Raw genomic sequence first — 14,271 nt, forward strand, 5'->3', positions numbered from 1 at the left:
CATGGACTCCCTCCTCCGCCTTGCGATCGCACGCACCAGACCCCGCCGACCCCGCCCTCCGGGCGGACGACGCCGATGTGAAGACACTCCCTAGGGGACCGGTGGAACGAGTGGGGCCCGGCACCTCATGGTGCCGGGCCCCACTCACGGGCGCCGGTCCCCGACGCACGGACGTCAGCCCTGCAGCTTGGCCCAGAACTCGTCCCACGAGAGCTGCCCGTCACCGTCGGCGTCGCCGGCGTTGATCACGGCCTGCGCGACCGGCTCGGTGGTGTAGAAGTCGCCCAGCTCGGCCATGACCTTCTTGTACTCGGCCGCCGTGATCTGGCCGTCCTTGTCCAGGTCGTACCGGTCGAAAGCCCTCTTCGCTGCCTCGATGTCCGCCACGTGACCCGCCCCTTCTCTGTGCCTGATTGACGAGGCCAGATTATCGGGGATTCCGATCGGCAATTCCGTGGCGATAAATAAGTGCGACCGGTCGGTCGTCTTTCTGTTACGGTGCTGCCATGGCAGACAGCGAGCGGCCCGACGGCAGGCGCGTACGCGGCGAGCGGACGCGGCAGGCCGTGCTGGACACGGCCGTGGCCCTCGCCTCGGTGGACGGGCTCGACGGGCTCTCCCTGGCCCGGCTGTCCGGGGCGCTCGGGGTGAGCAAGTCCGGCCTGTTCGCGCACTGGCGGGACAAGGAGCAGCTCCAGCTGGACGTGATCGACCGGGCCCGCAAGCAGTGGGGCGCGCTCGTGATGCGGCCGGCGCAGGACGCGCCGCCGGGAGTGCGGCGGCTGCTGGCGCTGCACGAGGCACGGCTGGCCTTCTACGCCGAGGACGTGCTGCCCGGCGGCTGCTTCTTCGCCGCCGTGCAGACGGAGTTCGACGACCGGCCCGGCGCGGTGCGCGACCGCGTCGCGCAGTCGGTCACCGACTGGGTGCGGCACATCCAGGACCTCGTCGAGGAGGCGATGGCTCTCGGCGAGCTGCGGGCGGACGTCGACGCCGCCCAGCTGACGTTCGAGATCGACGCGCTCGGCGAGGCCGTCGTCACCCGCTCCCGCCTCATGGACCGCGCCACCGTGCACACCCAGGCGCACCGGGCCGTCCTGGAACGGCTCCGATCCTGCTGCACCGACCCTTCGATCCTCCCGGAGAGCTGACCCATGACGACCACCGCCCAGCCGCCGGCCGCCCCCGAGGCGCCGGCCGAGCAGATCTTCCCCGTCCAGGTCCACTTCGACGACCTCGACGCCCTGGGGATGGTCCACAACGCCCGCTACGCGCTGTTCGTCGAGCGCGCGATCACCGCCTACTGGGTCGACCGCGGGTGGTCGTACACCGCCGAGCGCACCCGGTACGACGACACGTTCCTCGCCGTCCGCGAGTTCCGGATCGAGTACCTGGCGCCGATCCTCGGCGCGGGCGACGCGGCCGTGCACATCTGGATCGAACACCTGGGACGCACCAGCATCGTGTACGGCTTCCGCCTGCTGTCGGCCGACCGCGCGACCGTGCACGCCACGGGACGCCGGGCCCAGGTCAAGCTGGACCCGGCCACCCTGCGCCCGAGCCCGCTCAGCAACGAACTGCGGGCGGCCGCGATCCCCCTGATGCTCACGGATTCCATACGCTCCACTGCATAGCGAATCGTTGGAAAGCAAGATCGAGTCACTTCTTATTCGTTGTTTACAAGGCAAGTGGCACAGTTCACTCGCCTATACGCAAGAGATTAGTGGCTAATAGTATCTATTGTCCCAAATAAGGGTTTGCCCGCTCCCTGCCCCCTGTGTCAGAGTCGGTGCCAACGGCCCCCTGACCCGGGCTGAGCCGTTCCTCAGGCGCCGCGGACCACACCCCCCTTGCTTCGCGGCGGTACGAAGAGGCCCTCCCCGTGTCGCACAACGACACCAGAGGGCCTCTTCGCGTTGTGCGGGGACATGCCGGAGGGTTCTTCTCAGCGGTCCAGGACGCGCAGTTCGAACCACGTCGTCTTGCCGCGCGGCTGGAGGTCGACGCCCCAGCGGTCGGAGAGCTTGTCGACGAGGAAGAGGCCGCGGCCGCTGCCGTCGAGTTCGCGGACCGGCAGCAGGCAGGGCAGCGCCCGCGAGGGGTCGCGGACCTCGACGCGGATCCAGCCGCGGCGGTGCAGCATGCGCAGGCCGAAGGTGCGGGCGCCGGTGTGCCGGACGGCGTTGCCGACCAGTTCGGAGACGAGTAACTCGACGGTGTCCGCGAGTTGCGGGAGCGCCCACTGGCGCAGCACCGAGACGGAGAGCCGGCGCGCGGTCGAGGCGGATTCGGGGCGCGAGGTCAGCCGGACCTCTTCCACCGACGGGTCCCCCACCAGATCGAGGGCTTGAGCGGCCTTCTCGTCGGCCACCGCCGACGGCCACTCCGCAGCGGCGATGGTCACCCGCTGCGGTTGCTCGGATGCTCCCCGGCCCGCCATGCGTTCATCATGGCCGCACAGCGAGCGGTTCGGGGTGGATCCGGGGGAATTCGCCGAGCGGAATGAAGGGTTCCACAAGCGTGCACAGGCATATGCCAAAGGCATTCAACGCCTACGAGAAGCTGCGATGACCTGCAGTGATGAGTCGTTGACGATCAGCTACGAGGTCCGTTCGCCGCAGAAATCTTAAGCCCGGCTTAAGGTCGCCTTAAGGTCCTGCCACCCGGTCGGCGCAACATCGACAGCCCCCGAAAGAGGGGCGGGAAAGGACCCGGGTCCACGCGGGACCCGGGCCCGGAGCGGTGCGGGCCGCCCCCGATCGAGCCGTGCCCGGCCCGCCCCCTAACGGAACTTGGCCTTGCCCGGCCCGTCCTCGACGAAGCTCCGCATGCCCGTCTCGCGGTCGGCCGTCGCGAACAGCCCGGCGAACAGGGCGCGTTCGATGGTCAGCCCGGTCTCCAGATCGGTCTCCAGGCCGCCGTCGATCGCCTCCTTGGCCGCGCGCAGCGCGTAGGCGGGGCCGCGGGCGAGGCGCTCGGCCCAGGCGCGCGCCTCGGCGTAGACCTGGTCGGCGGGGACGACCTTGTCGACCAGGCCGATGGCGAGCGCCTCCTCGGCCTTCACCATCCGGCCGGTGAAGATCAGGTCCTTGGCCCGGGAGGGGCCCACCAGGCGGGTCAGCCGCTGGGTGCCGCCGGCGCCCGGGATCAGGCCGAGCAGGATCTCCGGCTGGCCCAGCTTGGCGTTCTCCGCGGCGATGCGGATGTCGGCGCAGAGCGCCAGTTCGCAGCCGCCGCCCAGCGCGTAGCCGGTGACCGCGGCGACGACCGGCTTGGGGATCCTGGCGACCGCGGTGAAGGACTCCTGCAGCGCGCGCGAGCGGTCGACCATGCCCTCGTAGGACATGGCCTGCATCTCCTTGATGTCCGCGCCGGCGGCGAACACCTTCTCCCCGCCCCAGACGACCACGGCGCGTACGTCGTCGCGCCGCCCCGCCTCCTCCGCGACCACCCGCAGCCGGTCCTGGGTGGCGATGTCCAGTGCGTTCATCGGCGGGCGGTCGACGCGGATCGTGCCGACGCCTTCGGCGACTTCGAGGCTCACAGTCATGGTCCGGAGACTACTTCGCCGGGCGGGCCCGAAGAACAGGCCCGCCCGGCGACGGAGGTCACATCAAGGGTCGGTCGATCAGCTGGTCCACTCGCTCCAGGAGAGGTTCCAGCCGTTGAGGCCGTTGTACCACTGCACGGTCTTGTCCTTGGAGTTGATCACCTGGACGACGTCGCCCACGATCGACTGGTTGTAGAACCAGGCGGCCGGGGTGGACGGGTCGCCGGCACCCCGGGTGTCGGAGAGCCCCACGCAGCCGTGGCTGGTGTTGGAGCTGCCGAAGATCGACTTGGCCGCCCAGTAGTTGCCGTGGATGAAGGTGCCCGAGTTGGTCAGGCGGATCGCGTGCGGCACGTCCTTGATGTCGTACTCGCCGCCGAAGCCGACCGTGTCGCCGTTCATCCGGGTCACGTCGTACTTCTCGGTCATCACCATCTTGCCGTTGTACGTGGGGTTCGCCGGGGCGCCCGCGCTGATCGCGATGGTGCGGATCACCGAGCCGTCACGGCTGACGGTCATGGTGTGCTTCGCGGCGTCCACGACGCTGACCTGGCTGCGGCCGACGGTGAACTTCACGTCCTTGGACTGCTTGCCGTAGACGCCGGGGGCGCCCTCGACTCCGTCCAGCCGCAGGCTCAGCGTCACCTTGGTGCCCGCCGCCCAGTACTTCTCGGGGCGCAGGTCCAGCCGCTGGTTGCCGTACCAGTGGCCCTTGACGGGGACGGACGGCGAAGCGGTGACCTGGACGGCCGCCTCGACGGCCTTCTTGTTCGTGATCGCCCGGTTGAAGTTGAGCGAGACCTCCATGCCGACGCCGACCGTCTGGCCGTCCTCCGGCGTGTAGAAGCCCACGAAGGAGTCCTTCGGCGTGATCGTCGTGAACACCGCGTGCTTGGCGGACTCACGGCCGTCACTGTCCTTGGCGATCGCGTCCACCGTGTACTTGGTGGAGGTGCCCAGGTGGCCGTCCGGCGTCCAGCTGGCGCCGTCGGCGGCGATGTCGCCCTTGACCGCGGTGCCCTTGTCGTCCTTCACCACGACGGAGCTGAGCTTGCCGCTCGCGGCCGTGACCTTCAGGGCGCCGTTGGTGGCCACGTTGTTCGCGCCGTCCTTCGGCGTGATGGTCACCACGGCGGCCGAGGCCTTGGTGTCCGCGCTCGTACCGGCCTGCGCGCCGGCCGGCTTGTTGTTGCCCGCACCGCCGGTGCCGCCGTTGTCCGTGCCGCCGCCGCCACCGCACGCGGTGGTCACCAACAGCAGCGCCCCCAGCGCCAGTGCCAGCAATGTCTGCCTGGCGCCCGGCGCCGCCTGTATCGGCTTCAACTCTCTGCTCCCCTCACACGGCCGCCCGCCCACGCGTCCGGAATGCCCGACTACGGCACCCTGGTTGCGATTCTGCCCGGCCGATCCGACCCTGACCCCCCTGCACGTGGCCGCTGCAGAGCCGCTGGGGCTTCTGCGCGCATGATGCTCACGCAAGCGACAGATAATCACACGCAAGGTAGGGCCGGTGACACGGGATTGTCACCATTCAGTCCCAGTCGGCTGTGAACGCCGCATGAGGCGTCCCGAGGCTCCGGAACCGCTTCCGGAACTGGGGCCGGGCCCGGCCCCAGCCCGGCCGTCGGCCGGGGGCGGACCGGGCCCGGGGAGGGCCGCGGAGGTGCCGCGTCAGGAGGACGTCAGGAGGAGGGGTCGGCCTCCCGGGGCAGCGCCGAGCCCGCGCGCCACTGCTGCCAGCTGAGATTCCAGCCGCCCATGCCGTTGTCCGCCGCCACCGTGCGGTCGTGGGAGTTGACGACCTCGACGGTGTCGCCGACGAGCGAGTGCTCGAAGAGCCACCCCGCGGGCGTCGACGAGCGGCCGCCCTTCACGTCGGCGAGCCCGACGCAGCCGTGGCTGGTATTGGTGGCGCCGAAGGTCCCGGGCGGGGCCCAGTAGTTGCCGTGCAGGAAGGTTCCGGAACGGGTGAGGCGCATGGCGTGCGGGACGTCGGGGATGTCGTACTCCCCGCCGAAGCCGACCGTCTGGCCGTTCATCCGGGTCAGGGCGAACTTCTCGGCGATCACCATCGTGCCCTGGTACGTGGGGTGCTCCGGGCTGCCCGCCGAGATCGGCAGCGTCCTGAAGACCTGGCCGCCGCGCCGGACGGTCAGGGTGTGCGCCTCCGCGTCGACGGTGCTGCTCTGGTCGCGGCCGATGGTGAACCGGACGTTCTTGTCCTGGGTGCCGTACATCCCCTCGGCGCCTTGGACGTCCCGCAGCCGCAGCGACATCGTCACCACGGTGCCGGCCCGCCAGTGCTTCCTCGGGCGCAGGTCGAGGCGCCGGTTGCCGAACCAGTGCGCGGCCACGTCCACCGCGGGCTTCGCGCGGACGGTGATCGCCCGCTCGACCGCCGCACGGTCGGTCACCGGCCGGTTGAAGTTGACCGTGATGATCATGCCGGTGCCGACGGTGGAGCCGGCCTCCGGCGTGTAGAAGCCGATGAACTTGTGCTTGGGCACCAGCGTCGTGAACACGACGTGCTTGGCGGCCCGCCGGCCCTGCCCGTCCACCGCGTACGCGTCCACCGTGTACTGCGTGGACAGCGCCAGCTTGCCCGTGGGCAGCCAGCCGGCGCGGTCCTCCGCGAGGGTGCCGGCGACCGGGACGCCCTCGCTGTCGGCCACCTTGACCTGCGTCAGCTCGCCCTGCTCCACCCCGACCCGCAACTGCCCGGCGGGCAGCACGTCGTGCGCGGCGTCCTCCGGGGTGATGGTGATGACCGCCTGCGACACCTGCGGGACGACGTCCCCGGGGGCGGCCCCGTCGCTTCCGGGGACGTCGTCGCCGCCGCTGCCCCCGCCCGTCCCGCCGCATCCGGCGAGGAGCCCGCCGAGTACCACCGCTCCTACCAGTCCCGCCCCGGCGCGCAGGGCGCGCCTCACCACGTTCGTCACGCAGGGTCAACGAGAGGGGCACCCCTGGGGAAACGTCCGGCCGCCCACCTGTACGGAAACGGTTGCGCAACAGGTACGACACCGATCACACGTGTGACTCCACACGCTCCGATGGGAAGGAATGGTAGGAGGAGACGGCACCGACCCGGCACGGGACGCCGGGAAGGGCCGCGCCCGGCCACGGCTTTAGTGGGACGCGTGGGGTTCCGCCGTACCGTGGCCGCGGACGCGCATGGCCGGATCCTGTCGAGCCGCGGGAGGCGAGCACGTGTCAGAGACACGCGAGCACGAGGCCATGGAGGCTGCCCGGGCGGTCCCCCGGCCGAACGGCCTGCGGACGGCACCTCCGCCGACGCTTGCGGGGCCCGTCCAGGAGCGGTCCGCCGCGGCGGACCCGGGCGACGCGGCCGGCGGCGCGCCGCGCACCGTCTGGCCCGGCAGTTCCGAGCCGCTCGGCGCGCGCTTCCACACCGGCCCGGACGGCCGCCCGGGGACCAACTTCGCGCTGTGGGCGGGCGGCGCCGAGTCCGTCGAGCTCTGCCTGTTCGAGGCGGACGGCACCGAGACCCGGGCGCCGCTCACCGAGCTGACGCACGAGATCTGGCACGGCTTCGTGCCCGGCGTGCTGCCGGGGCAGCGCTACGGCTACCGGGTCAGCGGCCGCTGGGACCCGTGGACCGGGGCCCGCTGGAATCCCGCCAAGCTGCTGCTGGACCCGTACGCCCGCGCGATCGACGGGGAGTTCACGCTGCCGTCCGAGGTCTACGCGCACGTGCGCGACTGGCCGGAGCGGCAGATCGCCGACACCGTACGTGACAACCGGGACTCGGCCCCGTTCGTGCCCAAGGGCGTCGTCGTCCACGACGACGACGACTGGTCGGACGACCACCGCCCCAAGACGCCGTGGTCCGACTCCGTCATCTACGAACTGCACGTGAAGGGGTTCACCAAGCGCCATCCCGGCATACCGGAGGAGCTGCGGGGCACCTACGCGGGGCTGGCGCACCCGGCGGCGATCGAGCACCTCACCCGGCTGGGCGTCACCGCCGTCGAACTGCTGCCCGTCCACCACTTCGCGCACGAGGAGCACCTGGAGCGGGCCGGGCTGAAGAACTACTGGGGCTACAACTCCATCGGCTACTTCGCGCCGCACGCCGCCTACACGGCCGGCGGCACCCGCGGCGAGCAGGTGGGCGAGTTCAAGCGGATGGTGCGCGCCCTGCACGCGGCCGGCATCGAGGTCATCCTGGACGTCGTCTACAACCACACCGCCGAAGGCGGTGAGCAGGGCCCCACGCTCTCGCTGCGCGGGATCGACAACCGCGGCTACTACCGGCTGCAGGACGACCCGCGCCGCTACGCCGACTACACGGGCTGCGGCAACACCCTGCACGTCGTGCAGCCGCACGTGCTGCGGCTCATCACCGACTCGCTGCGCTACTGGGTGACGGAGATGGGGGTCGACGGCTTCCGCTTCGACCTCGCCGCGGCCCTCGCGCGCTCGATGCACGACGTCGACATGCTCTCCCCCTTCCTCGCCGTCATCGCGCAGGACCCGGTCCTGCGCCGGGTGAAGCTGATCGCCGAGCCGTGGGACGTCGGGATGGGCGGCTACCAGGTCGGCGCCTTCCCGCCGCTGTGGACGGAGTGGAACGACCGCTACCGGGACGCCGTGCGCGACTTCTGGCGCGGCGCCCAGCACGACGTGCGCGACCTCGGCTACCGGCTCTCGGGCTCCAGCGACCTGTACGCGTGGGGCGGCCGGCGCCCGTACGCCTCAGTCAACTTCATCACCGCGCACGACGGCTACACGCTGCGCGACCTGGTCTCGTACCAGTCCAAGCACAACGAGGCCAACGGCGAGGACAACCAGGACGGCACCCACGACAACCGCTCGTGGAACTGCGGCGCCGAGGGCGAGACCACCGACGCCTCGATCAACACCCTGCGCCGCCGCCAGCTGCGCAACCTGCTCTCCACGCTGCTGCTGTCCACCGGCGTCCCCATGCTGGTGGCCGGGGACGAGATGGGCCGCACCCAGGGCGGCAACAACAACGCGTACTGCCAGGACAACGAGATCAGCTGGATCGACTGGTCGCTGCTGGACGACCCCGACTGGCAGGGGCTGAGCACGCTGGCCGCCCGCCTCATCGCGCTGCGCCGCGCCCACCCGGTGCTGCGGCGCCGCGCCTTCTTCTCCGGCCGCTCGCAGACCCCCGGCGGGCTGCGCGACCTGACCTGGTTCACGGCCGCGGGCCGGGAGATGTGCGACGACGACTGGTACGCCCCGTCGGACACCATCGGCATGTACCTCTCGGGCGACGACATCCCGCAGCGCGACGCCCAGGGCGTCCCCATCACCGACGACAGCTTCCTGATCATCGCCCACACCTCGCACCGCCCCGCCCGCTTCACCCTCCCGGGCCGCCCCTGGGCCGCCTCCTACGAACTCCTCCTCGACACCACCGCCGAGGACCAGTCCCGGCCGCCGGGCACCGGCTACCCGGCGGGCGGCTCGGTGACGGTGCCGGGGCGCTCCCTGCTGCTGCTGCGCGCCCTGCCGGCCGGCACCGCTCCGGCCCCGAGGATGTCCACCGACTGAAACCCCTGGACACGGCGAATTGGTCCAGTCCACACTCGATCTCCGTGACCTCATCCGCACCCCAGCCCTTCGAGACCCCCCTCGTCACCGACCTGTCGGCCGAGCCGCCCAGCGCACCCGGCAGAGCCCCCGGGCTGTGGACGGTGAACTTCCGGCTGTACTTCACCGCCCGGTCGATCGCCATGCTCGGGGACTCGATGCTGCCGGTGGCGATGGCCGCCGGGCTGCTGCAGTACGGGTACGGGGCCGGGGCCGTCGGGCTGGTGATGGCGTCGTACATGGGGTGCTTCGCGGGGCTGGTGATCTTCGGCGGCGTGATCGCCGACCGGTTCAACGCCCGGCTGCTCATGATCGGCGCGGACCTCGTCCGGCTCGTGATGATGGGGCTGCTGGCCGGCCTGTTCTTCGCCGACCACGTGGTGCTGTGGCAGGTCTGCGCGATCACCGCCGTCAACGGTGTCGCCGCGGCGATGTTCCAGCCCGGCGTGGCCAGCACGGTGCCCCGGGTCGCCGCCGACGTGCAGGGCGCCAACGGGGTGGTGCGGACCGCCGAGTCGGTGATGGCGCTGGCCGGCCCGGCGGTCGCGGGCCTGCTGGTGGCGTTCGCGTCGGCGGGCGGCGTGATCGCGGTGGACGCGGTCACCTTCGGGGTGAGCGCGGTCTGCGTCTTCCTGCTCCGGCTGCCGCCCGTAGCCCACGAGACCACCGGGCCGAAGACCAGCACCTTCCGGGCCGACCTCGTCGAGGGGTGGCGGGAGTTCCGGGGCCGCACGTGGATGTGGACGGTCATCGTGATCTGGATGGTCTTCATGGTCGTGGTGATGGGCCCGGTCACCCCGCTCACCGCCGGCGAGATCCTGCCGGAGCACGGCCCGAAGGTCTACGGCCTGGTCAACTCCTGCCTGGGCGCGGGCACCGCGCTCGGGGCGCTGCTCGCGATGCGGTTCCGGTCGCACCGCCCGCTGCGCGCGGGCTCGATCGCGCTGTTCGGGAGCGCGCTGTACCCGGGCTCCGTCGGCCTGCACCTGCCGGTCCCGGCCATCTGCGGCTGCATCTTCATAGCGGGCGCCTCGTGGGCGTACTGGGGCGTGAACTGGGCGACGAGCGTGCAGACCCAGGTGCCCGGCGAGATCCTCAACCGGATCCACGCCTACGAGGTCGCCGGTTCTGTCGCCATGCTGCCGGTGGGCCAGGCCCTGTCCGGGCCCGCGTCGTCCGCGTTCGGCGCCCGGCACGTGCTGCTGGCGGGCAGCGTGGTGGCCGTACTGATCTGCGTGGTGCTGCTGTCGGTCCCCGCCATCCGCGATCTGCGGCGGGTTCCCCAGTCGGCGGAGAAAACCGGGTGAGCGCTGTCGGTGCTCGCCCGTATGGTCGATTCGATGCCTGAAGCGACTGGTGACCCCGTGCCCCCCAGACCCCGATCAGCCGTCCGGTCACTCCTGCGGCTGTGGCCCTACGTGCGCCCCATCCGCGGCCGGTTGGCGGCCTCCGCGGTCGCGGCCGTCCTCGCGTCGAGCATGGCCCTGCTGATCCCGCTGGTCCTGAAGTGGATGGTGGACGGCCCGGTCGCGGACCGCGACCCGTCCGGGGTGTGGCTGGGCGGCGGCGTGCTGCTCGTCCTCGGCCTGCTGGAGGCGGGGCTGTTCGGGCTGCGGCGCTGGCTGGTGGCGCGGCCGCTGGCGAGCGTCGAGGCGTCGATGCGATCCGCGCTGTACGGGCACCTGCAGCGGCTGCCCGTTTCCTTCCACGACCGCTGGGCCTCCGGGCAGCTGCTGTCGCGCGCCACGATGGACCTGCAGATCGTGCGGATGTTCCTGGCGTTCCCGCTGGTGTTCCTGGTGGTCAACGGCGCCGCGATCGTGCTGGGCTTCGCGATCCTGTTCTCCCAGGCCTGGACGCTGGGGCTGGTGCTGCTGCTGCCCATCGTGCCGCTGGTGATCCTCTGCTCGGTCTTCGAGGCCCGGTACTCGCTGGCCGCCCGCTCCGCGCAGGACCAGGCCGGCGACCTGGCCACGGTGGTCGAGGAGTCGGTGCTCGGCGTGCGGATCATCAAGGCGTTCGGGCGGCACCGCAGCCAGACCGAGGCGTTCCGCACGAAGGCGCACGGGCTGCGCCGGACCGAACTGCACAAGGCCGGGCTGCTGGCGGACATCTGGGCGCTGATCATGACGCTGCCCGAGATCGCCATCGGCGCCGCGCTGGTCTTCGGCATCATGCAGGTGTCCGACGGCGACCTGTCGGCGGGCACCCTCGTCGCGTTCCTGACCACCGCGCTCGCGCTGCGCTGGCCGGTGGAGTCGCTCGGCTTCCTGCTGGCGATCAGCAACGAGTCGGCGACGGCCGCGGACCGCTTCTTCGAGGCGATGGACGCCGTGGAGGCCGACGCCTCCGGCTCCGGCTCGGACGGGGCGGCCGGGGCCGCGGACGGTGTGCGCTTCGAGGGCGTCGGCTTCCGCTACCCGGACGCGCCGCGGGACACCCCGGACCTGCTGCACGGCATCGACCTGCACATCCGCCCCGGCGAGACGATGGCGCTGGTCGGCGCCACCGGCTGCGGCAAGACCACACTCACCGCGCTGATCCCCCGGCTGCACGACGCCACCGACGGCCGGATCACGCTCGACGGCGCCGACATCGCGGCGATGTCCCGGGAGCGGCTGCGCGAGCTGGTCGCCGTCGCCTTCGAGGAGCCGACGCTCTTCTCCGCGACCGTCCGGGAGAACGTGGCGATGGGCGCGGGTCCGGGCGGCGCCGACGAGGCGGCGGTCCTGCGCGCGCTGCGGACGGCGCAGTGCGACTTCGTCGCCCGGCTGCCGCACGGCCTGGACACCCAGGTCGGCGAGCAGGGCCTGAGCCTGTCCGGCGGCCAGCGGCAGCGGCTCGCGCTGGCCCGCGCGGTCGTCGGCAACCCGGCCTTCCTGGTGCTGGACGACCCGCTGTCCGCGCTGGACGTGCACACCGAGGCGCTCGTCGAGGCCGCGCTGCGCGAGGTCCTGGCGGAGACCACGGCGCTCGTCGTGGCCCACCGGCCGTCCACGGTGATGCTGGCCGACCGGGTCGCCCTGATGTCGCGGGGCCGCATCACCGCCGTCGGCACCCATCACGACCTGCTGGCCGAGAGCGCGGAGTACCGCCACCTGATGTCCGGCGACAGCGAGAGGAGCGTGGCCCGATGACCTCCGTGGCCGAACAGGCCGGGACGGCCGGTCCCGGGGAGGAGCCGGCCGGCGTCGCGGAGGACCCGATCCGCCCCCCGGCACCGGACGACCCCTTCACCAAGGACGTGCTCCCCTCCCCCGCGGGCGCGCAGCTGAGCCTGCTGAAGTCGCTGCTGGCCCCGCACACCCGCCGGGTCTGGCTGGCGGCGGTCCTGCTGCTGGTGCAGCAGGCCGCCGTGCAGGCCGGGCCGCTGCTGGTGGCGTACGGCATCGACCGGGCCATCCCGGCGCTGCGCGACGGGCGGCACGGGCCGCTGATCCTGCTCGGCTGCGTCTACCTGGGCTGCGCGCTGGCCTCCGGGCTGCTGCAGCGGTGGTTCATCCGGGTCGCGGCCCGGGTGAGCCAGGACGTGCTGATCGACCTGCGCGGCCGGATCTTCCGGCACGCGCAGGCGCTCAGCCTGGACTTCCACGAGCGCTACACCTCCGGCCGGCTGATCGCGCGCGCCACCTCGGACGTCGAGTCGCTGCGCGAGCTGCTGAGCGAGGGCCTGGAGGAACTGCTCGGCGTCATCCTGTCGTCGGTCTACATCTCGGTGATCCTGCTCTGGCTGGACTGGAAGCTGGGGCTGGCGGCGCTGTTCTCCTGCGGCCCGCTGTACCTGATGATCCGGTCCTTCCAGAAGCGCTCGATGGTCGTCTACCGCAAGCGCTCCACCGCCATCGCCGCGGTGATCGTGAAGTTCACCGAGACCATGAACGGCATCCGCCCGGTCCAGGCGTTCCGCCGCGAGAAGCCGAACGAGGAGGACTTCGCGCGGCTCAACGGCGTCCACGAGCGGATCAACGGGGACGCGATCCTGGAGATGGCGCGCTATGTCGTCGGATCGCGGCTGATGGCCAACGCGGCGATCGCCGGCATCGTGCTGTGGGGTGCCTACCGGGTGGCCGGCGGCGGTCTGGCGCTGGGGGTGCTGGCGGCGTTCGTGCTGTACCTGCGCCGGCTGTACGACCCCATCGACCGGCTCGGGATGTTCCTCAACTCCTACCAGTCGGCCGCCGCGTCGCTGGAGAAGATCGCCGGCCTGCTGGCGCAGCGCCCCTCGGTGCCCGAGCCCGCGGAGCCGCGCGAGCTGCCGGCCCGGGACGGCGCGCTGCCGGGCCGCGAGGTGCTCTTCGACGGCGTCCGCTTCGCGTACCGCACGGGCGGCGAGATCCTCCCCACCTTCGACCTGCGGATTCCCGCCGGGCAGACGGTGGCGGTGGTCGGGGCGACCGGCGCGGGCAAGTCCACCCTCGCCAAGCTGCTGGCCCGCTTCTACGACCCGACGGACGGCCGGATCGCGCTGGACGGCGTCCCCTTGCGGGAACTCGCGCTGCCGGAGCTGCGACGCGGGGTCGTGATGGTGACCCAGGAGGCCTTCTTGTTCTCGGGGACGGTCGCTGAGAACATCGCGATCGGCAGACCGGATGCCGGACGCGAGGAGGTCGAGCGGGCCGCGAAGGCGATCGGAGCACACGACTTCATCCGCGCGCTGCCGGACGGCTACGACACGGACGTCCGCAAGCGCGGCGGCCGGATCTCCGCCGGCCAGCGGCAGCTGGTGGCGTTCGCGCGGGCGCTGCTGGCCGACCCGGCCGTCCTCATCCTGGACGAGGCGACGTCGTCGCTGGACGTCCCGGGCGAGCGCGCGGTGCAGCACGCGATGGACACGGTGCTGCGCGGCCGGACCGCGGTGATCATCGCGCACCGGCTCTCGACGGTGGAGATCGCCGACCGGGTGCTGGTCATGGAGGGCGGCCGGATCGTCGAGGACGGCGCCCCCGCCGAACTGATCGCGGACCGTGGCCGGTTCGCGGATCTGCACACGGCCTGGCGGGACAGCCTGGTCTGAGCGCGGCGGCCTCGGCGGGCCTGGCCACACCCGCCGCCGACCGTCATCCGAAACGGCGGCGTCCGTATAACGGGCGCCGCTCATCGGTCAACGGACGGAAACCGGCCAACTTTCCGCCATCCCA

Annotated in this window: 11 protein-coding genes; 6 read left to right on the plus strand and 5 right to left on the minus strand. The window is 71.7% G+C overall.

Going from position 1 to position 14,271, the window contains the following annotated elements:
• Positions 1 to 174: 174 nt before the first annotated feature.
• Positions 175 to 387, minus strand: a complete 213-nt coding sequence (locus ABZ721_RS06525; RefSeq protein WP_358787472.1) for an EF-hand domain-containing protein — start codon at positions 385 to 387, stop codon at positions 175 to 177.
• 119 nt (positions 388 to 506) lie between these two features.
• Here ABZ721_RS06525 and ABZ721_RS06530 point away from each other — a divergent pair, with 119 nt between their 5' ends.
• Together ABZ721_RS06530 and ABZ721_RS06535 are read left to right on the plus strand one after the other, a co-directional pair.
• Positions 507 to 1,151 carry a TetR/AcrR family transcriptional regulator gene (locus ABZ721_RS06530; RefSeq protein ID WP_358787473.1) on the plus strand — a complete coding sequence of 215 codons (645 nt, stop codon included), beginning with the start codon at positions 507 to 509 and terminating at the stop codon, positions 1,149 to 1,151.
• Between the two features lie 3 nt (positions 1,152 to 1,154).
• Entirely contained in the window at positions 1,155 to 1,634 is a 480-nt protein-coding gene (locus tag ABZ721_RS06535) for a thioesterase family protein (RefSeq protein WP_358787474.1), read from the plus strand.
• A gap of 311 nt (positions 1,635 to 1,945) precedes the next feature.
• Here ABZ721_RS06535 and ABZ721_RS06540 read toward each other — a convergent pair whose 3' ends face one another.
• The 4 genes from ABZ721_RS06540 to ABZ721_RS06555 form a co-directional block, all read right to left on the minus strand.
• Positions 1,946 to 2,440, minus strand: a complete 495-nt coding sequence (locus tag ABZ721_RS06540; protein ID WP_358787475.1) for an ATP-binding protein — start codon at positions 2,438 to 2,440, stop codon at positions 1,946 to 1,948.
• Between the two features lie 342 nt (positions 2,441 to 2,782).
• Positions 2,783 to 3,550 (minus strand): enoyl-CoA hydratase-related protein, encoded by a 768-nt coding sequence (locus tag ABZ721_RS06545; protein WP_358787476.1) that lies wholly within the window; start codon positions 3,548 to 3,550, stop codon positions 2,783 to 2,785.
• A gap of 78 nt (positions 3,551 to 3,628) precedes the next feature.
• Positions 3,629 to 4,873, minus strand: coding sequence for an Ig-like domain-containing protein (locus ABZ721_RS06550; protein WP_358787477.1), 1,245 nt, complete (start codon positions 4,871 to 4,873; stop codon positions 3,629 to 3,631).
• Positions 4,874 to 5,232: 359 nt separating this feature from the next.
• Positions 5,233 to 6,492 carry an Ig-like domain-containing protein gene (locus ABZ721_RS06555; RefSeq protein ID WP_358787478.1) on the minus strand — a complete coding sequence of 420 codons (1,260 nt, stop codon included), beginning with the start codon at positions 6,490 to 6,492 and terminating at the stop codon, positions 5,233 to 5,235.
• Between the two features lie 268 nt (positions 6,493 to 6,760).
• On the opposite strand from ABZ721_RS06555, the gene glgX reads away from it, so the two are divergent.
• From glgX to ABZ721_RS06575, 4 genes are all read left to right on the plus strand, one after another.
• Complete coding sequence (gene glgX / locus ABZ721_RS06560) at positions 6,761 to 9,094, plus strand: glycogen debranching protein GlgX (RefSeq protein WP_358787479.1); 2,334 nt, start codon at positions 6,761 to 6,763, stop codon at positions 9,092 to 9,094.
• A gap of 134 nt (positions 9,095 to 9,228) precedes the next feature.
• Entirely contained in the window at positions 9,229 to 10,440 is a 1,212-nt protein-coding gene (locus tag ABZ721_RS06565) for an MFS transporter (RefSeq protein ID WP_358787649.1), read from the plus strand.
• 33 nt (positions 10,441 to 10,473) lie between these two features.
• On the plus strand, positions 10,474 to 12,270 hold the full coding sequence (locus ABZ721_RS06570) for an ABC transporter ATP-binding protein (RefSeq protein ID WP_358787480.1): 1,797 nt from the start codon (positions 10,474 to 10,476) through the stop codon (positions 12,268 to 12,270).
• Positions 12,267 to 14,147, plus strand: a complete 1,881-nt coding sequence (locus ABZ721_RS06575) for an ABC transporter ATP-binding protein (RefSeq protein ID WP_358787481.1) — start codon at positions 12,267 to 12,269, stop codon at positions 14,145 to 14,147. Before ABZ721_RS06570 ends, ABZ721_RS06575 begins: the two co-directional genes overlap by 4 nt.
• The last annotated feature ends 124 nt before the right edge of the window (positions 14,148 to 14,271 follow it).

The sequence above is a fragment of the Streptomyces sp. NPDC006733 genome, assembly GCF_040636125.1.
In the GTDB taxonomy this organism is placed as follows: domain Bacteria; phylum Actinomycetota; class Actinomycetes; order Streptomycetales; family Streptomycetaceae; genus Actinacidiphila.

Coding starts and splice junctions, on each gene's coding strand:
- ABZ721_RS06530 (WP_358787473.1), top strand. CDS start 507: ATGGCAGACAGCGAGCGGCCCGACGGCAGGCGCGTACGCGGCGAGCGG.
- ABZ721_RS06535 (WP_358787474.1), top strand. CDS start 1,155: ATGACGACCACCGCCCAGCCGCCGGCCGCCCCCGAGGCGCCGGCCGAG.
- ABZ721_RS06540 (WP_358787475.1), bottom strand. CDS start 2,440: ATGGCGGGCCGGGGAGCATCCGAGCAACCGCAGCGGGTGACCATCGCC.
- ABZ721_RS06545 (WP_358787476.1), bottom strand. CDS start 3,550: ATGACTGTGAGCCTCGAAGTCGCCGAAGGCGTCGGCACGATCCGCGTC.
- ABZ721_RS06570 (WP_358787480.1), top strand. CDS start 10,474: ATGCCTGAAGCGACTGGTGACCCCGTGCCCCCCAGACCCCGATCAGCC.
- ABZ721_RS06575 (WP_358787481.1), top strand. CDS start 12,267: ATGACCTCCGTGGCCGAACAGGCCGGGACGGCCGGTCCCGGGGAGGAG.